The sequence below is a fragment of the Lutibacter sp. genome (assembly GCF_046055765.1).
Taxonomy (GTDB): Bacteria; Bacteroidota; Bacteroidia; order Flavobacteriales; family Flavobacteriaceae; genus Lutibacter.
Window position 1 is genome coordinate 1 of the sequence record NZ_JASFZF010000103.1, and the last position, 4,994, is coordinate 4,994.

3 protein-coding genes are annotated in these 4,994 nt (G+C 30.7%); all 3 read right to left on the bottom strand.

The window, feature by feature from the left end:
- Positions 1-309: 309 nt before the first annotated feature.
- On the bottom strand, positions 310-3,423 hold the full coding sequence (locus tag QM495_RS10020; RefSeq protein WP_408671969.1) for a hypothetical protein: 3,114 nt from the start codon (positions 3,421-3,423) through the stop codon (positions 310-312).
- A gap of 18 nt (positions 3,424-3,441) precedes the next feature.
- Positions 3,442-3,945, bottom strand: a complete 504-nt coding sequence (locus tag QM495_RS10025; protein ID WP_408671970.1) for a hypothetical protein — start codon at positions 3,943-3,945, stop codon at positions 3,442-3,444.
- A gap of 283 nt (positions 3,946-4,228) precedes the next feature.
- Positions 4,229-4,765 (bottom strand): DUF6252 family protein, encoded by a 537-nt coding sequence (locus QM495_RS10030; RefSeq protein WP_408671971.1) that lies wholly within the window; start codon positions 4,763-4,765, stop codon positions 4,229-4,231.
- Positions 4,766-4,994 lie beyond the last annotated feature (229 nt).

The following is a 4,994-nucleotide window of genomic DNA, read 5'->3' on the forward strand; positions in this document are numbered from 1 at the left end:
AACGGTTTAGGCTAAGGAAAGTTGCGTTTTTAAAAACGTAATTTTCCGATGTTTAAAATTAGTTTTTTATTTGTAATAACTTTCATATTTTATGAATTAAGCAATTTTTTTTAGCCATTGTTACCAAATTTAGCGATACGTTATGGTGATAATTGAATTTTTGTGTCATCTGAGTTTTGTCTGTTGTAGCATATGAATAGTTCTATTTCTCAAGATAGAAAAACTAGAACAAGTAAGTAAAAACAATTTGTTTTTACTTACTTGTTATTTTAATTACTATTTACATATCTATAAAATATAATAGTGTATTTAATTTATTAGAAGTTTTTTAGTAAAATTTCTGCCTTTAGTATTTTTATATTTTACAATGTAAAACCCTCTTTGAAGATTATTAATATTAAACTCTTTTTCTATTTGAGTTTTGGAATAAACCATTGTGCTGTATCTATTAAAAATAGTGATTGTGTGATTTGTAATGGTTGTATCTGCATTTTTCATTGCGGGGTCAAGACATGGTTCTTCAATTATAATAACTTTATTAGTTGACACTCCAGATTTCATTGGGTTTGAACTAAATTTAAAGGATGTAAGACAAGGGTCAGTACCACTACCTCCGCCACCACTTGTGCTATGTGCAGTTATGTATTTATATTTTGTAGTACCGCCACAGCTATTGGTAGCTTTACAAACAAGAACAGCAAGACCTGGATTTCCAACCTTAATATTAACAAATGTACCACCTTGATCTAATACTATTTCCCAACCATTAATCGAAGTTCCTAAAACACCTCCTACATCAAAATACCAGTCATAGTTTAAAGCTCCACTAGCTGTAGGAACTGAATATTGCTCATAGTCTCCTGTAAATGGATTACTCTCACCTGTCATTTGTTTATTTGGGAAAGAAGGGTTTCCTACTTTTAACGTTTTTGGAACAGTGACCTGTCCGCAATTAGAACTTATAGAGGCTGTAAGTAAAGCTGTACCATCAAAATTACCATTAGGTGTAATTGTAGCACTTGTTCCATTTGAAGTTAAGATGAAACCGCCAGAAGGAGAAACATTCCAGACAATATTTAAACTCTCATTTACATTATTAAGATTATAGGTAGCTGAATTTGAAAAACAGACTTGTTCAGACCCACTTATTCTTAACGGTAAATCATTAGAACACGTTGAGGCACAAGAATAAAAACCTACACTATCTTTTAATTCTTCTAAAAGCCAGTTACCATTTTTTAAAGTAAATTGCGTATGACCTTCACTAGACAGAGGATTGGTATAGAAATTATCAAAATAAGAATTTCTAGGAGCTAATGGAGGAGACAAAGGTGAATACGTTTTGTTTAAATCAGTTGGATTTATAGTTTGATTACCACCACTTATGTTTAAACTACTATAAGTTGGTATAAAATTGAATTTTCTTTGTAGTATATATTCATCAAAATCATTTGGTAAATCTGCGAAATTTTCAATATCGTAGATTCCACCACTAGCATTGTCCATAGCTAGCATAGTTGAACTAGAATTCAAGCGTTTTTCATCAATCAAGGGTTCATGAACAGTAAAAAGACCCAATATGGTTTTGCTAATAAATATTTGTCCGTTATAAATTTGTTTAGCTTCTTGATTAGGTAATCCCTTTGCATTAAAACGAAGTTTAATATCAGTATTTGTAGATAAAACTGAGCTTATACTTTTTAAAGGATTCCAACCAGCAAGATTAATAAAAGCCAACGCAAAATTAGAATACCAAGGTAAATCTATAGTTTCATTTACATTTATTAATGTAGCGTTGTCAGAAAAATTCAATGAGTTACCACATTCTGAACCATTGGCAATAGCTATATTTCTGATACCATTTTGAGTAGGATTCCCCATAGAATGATACTCATTGTAAAAGGTAGTTGATAAAGTATTGTTGTTAATACTTATATTGTTACCTGCACCATTAAGCTGGTAAATAAGCATTTGTTGAGCAGCTGGCGATTGTAATAAATCGTAACCAGTATTAAGGTCTGGAGCCAAAGAAGGTATATCTATAATATCAAAATCAATTAAACTAAAAAATATAGGAATACTTATTTCTTCTCCGTATAAATGTCTTACAAATGCTTGTACGCTTAAAGGTACGTTTGCTCCTTGGTGTGGACTATCGTGACTAATATACAATTTGGTATCGTGAATTTCCCCGTTTAATTCCATATGGCGCAAAGCGTAACGTCCTACTAAACCACCCATACTCATACCTAAAACTACATTTTTTTCAGTACTACCTGCATCAGTTTTTTGGGTATTGACCCAACGTATCACTTCTTCTACCATATAGGCATTACGTTGTATATAGTCTGTACCATTTGCATAATTTACAAAAACCAAATCATACCCCTCATCTTCGATTGCTTGATTGAGAGTAAGGCCAGTTGCATTTATTTTAACATCAAATGTACCAACACTTGTTCCGAAAGGATTAAAATTATAAATTAAATTATAATAATTAAAGCTATTATCAGGGTCAAAACCTTCAATTACAATTAAAGGTTTGGTTAGCTTAGTATGACCTTCTGCTAATTCAACAGTTACAAAACCTGTGGCAGATGCTCCTTGCCAAGCTTCACCAGTTATAGGTTCTCTATTAAAAAGAATATCGTTAATATTACCGTTAAAACGTGCTTGATGATTTTGTGATGCAACATAATCTACCCAAATTTTAGAATGACTATATTTAATGCTCCCATTAGCATGGGTAAACTTGTATTTTAGTTCTTTTTCTCCACTAACGCTATAAGTTATATTTTTTGAAGTATTTAAAGTAATGGTTTGATAGCCTTGTCCGTCATCGAAATCAATTTGTATTTGAGTAATATTTTCTCCAGTATTGGTGTAAAGTAGATTACTTGGTAATTTAAATGCAAAGGTATCGCCTTGTAGTTGTAGTTTTAGTGGTGTAACTGCAAAGACATTTTTTGTGTCATAAGGATTTCTGCCAGCTACATCAAAAATACGGTCGTTACTTACAGTAACATCTCCATTAGTGTAGGCATTGGTTTTATATTGTTGATAATTATAGTATTGTACGGCAAAAAGTACATCTTCTGTATTGTTTTGTTGCGTTTTTAAATTGGTGAAAATGGTATTGGGGTCAGCCATATTTAAAGCAACGCTACCAATGCGCATAGTGTATAAAGAACTGTATAATGATTGCCATTGAGTTTTATCTACAAAATTGTTACTATTTATGATTCCATTATAAGTTTCAATTTCATTAAGACGGATACCAAACTCTTTTAAATATCCTGTAGTTACTTTGGCTTTATCAATATTACCAAAGATATGTTGCATGCGGTTGGCATAGGAATTATTTTGTGTGTATCCAATATAGGTGCTTCCAATAAGAAGCAATAAAAGTAGAAGTTTTTTCATAGTGTTTTTTGTTAAATTTTAAGGAATATATTCTAGGTCAAAACGACCATTAGTAATTTTAATATCTTCACAGCCATCTGTTACCGTTGAAAATTCAAAAGTGCCTGAAATAATATAATTTACTTTATCAATTTTGGTGAAGGTTACATAACCCTCATAAGTGTCACTTTCATCATAAATGCAAAAAACATTTTCAAATATTTTTTCCTTATACTCGGCTCTTGAATTACCTGCTCCAATATCCATAAACTTATAAGGAGTGTTAGTTGTAAAAGGGTCTACTACAACCATATATACCCCACCTGCTCCAAACTGTATAAAGCCTCCTTGGTAAATAGCAGTTTGGTTAGAGGTATTGGTAATGTTTATAGGTTCTCCATTTATTAAAAAACCAAATGTATTTGCCCCTGTTTGAGTTTCTGGTGGTAGTTGGTCAATTGGGTTTTGTGATGAGTTGTCGTCGTTGCTACAGCTTATCATCATCATAATAATAAATAGTTTTAAAATTTTTGTTGTATTCATATTATTCTTTTTTGTTTTTCTTTCGTAAGGGTTACTTTAGAGTTATGATTTCGTTGCTTTAAATCCGCTAGGTTTTCGGACAGAGAAATCAGGTTAAATATATAAAATGTTTGTCGTTTTAAAACCATAAGTAGTAATGAATAATACCCATTGTTACCAAATTTTAGCGACACGTTATTTTGATAATTGAATTTTTGTGTCATCTGAGTTTTGTCTGTTGAGGTTATTAAACTTAAATTACTTTTGTAAAAGTGAAAAGGCTATATTGTTAGCAAGTTTGTTCTTAGTATTTCATATCAAAGCGTCCTTCTCGAACTTCAATAACTTCTCCGTTACTGTTAATAGCATTAAACCAAAATGTACCGCTTAAAAAGGCATTATCAAAATCGTGATGGGTTATGGTTAATTCACCTGTTATTGCTGGCGTTGTTGAGTAATAATCTGGGCTAGAGAAACTTTCATTGTTTATTGAATATTCTCCAGATTTAGCATTTGTTTCAAATATAGTATTTAGTTCATATGTTTGACCAACTTGTAAGGGGGTATTATATATACTAATTAATATAGTAAATAAGTCATTATTTATTTCATTTGATATTTTTAACGTGAAATCTTCACCATCCAAATAATCACATGACAAAGGTATTACACTACCATTATTAGGTAAAAAGGCTTCATCGTTTACCAAACAACCAGCAGTATTTTCCCCAGTTTTTGTTGCTTGTGGTAGTTGGTCTATTGGGTTTAGATGTGTATAGTCATCGTTTTTACAGCAATTAAATATTGCCATAATTATTAAAAGTAATATTATTTTTTTCATAGTTATAGTAGCAATTTTTGTAAATGTACTATTTTTATTCTAATCTGAAATATCTTTTAGATTTTCAATTAATCTATTATAAAAACATTTGTCATTGTAATTGAAATTTTCTTGTCGAGCTATTTTTGGTAACGGGTTAGTACATGAAAAGTTGCGAGTTTAAAATCACAATTTTCCGATGTTTAAAATTAGTTTTTTTATTTGTAATAATTTTCAATTTAGTTAGAAA